This window comes from Pseudomonas sp. SIMBA_068 (assembly GCF_046534705.1).
In the GTDB taxonomy this organism is placed as follows: Bacteria; Pseudomonadota; Gammaproteobacteria; order Pseudomonadales; family Pseudomonadaceae; genus Aquipseudomonas; species Aquipseudomonas putida.
The window spans coordinates 1-240 of sequence record NZ_JAWRYI010001510.1 but is presented as its reverse complement, the minus strand read 5'-3'; the positions used below and the strand labels follow the sequence as shown (position 1 = coordinate 240).

Below are 240 nucleotides of genomic sequence, written 5' to 3'. Positions count from 1 at the left end.
AGGCACCGTCCGTCGAGGTGAAAAAAGAAGACGGACGGTGCCTCTTCTTTGTCATTCAGAACAAAGAAAATGATAATGCCTACGGCAATCACAATAAGGGAATAGAACCAGATGCCTGCTTTAAAACCCAATAAGCCACTGCCAAACCAGGTAAATACTGCCAACGCAGAAAATGCCACCACGGTATCGACAATGCCACGCCCTGTTTCGAAGAAGCCAAACAACCGACCTTGTTGTTCG

At 47.1% G+C, this 240-nt stretch carries 1 pseudogene; it reads right to left on the bottom strand.

Features of this window, described 5'->3' with window-relative positions:
- Positions 1 to 240 (bottom strand): annotated as a pseudogene (locus SB756_RS34705) (hypothetical protein); the annotation flags it as partial.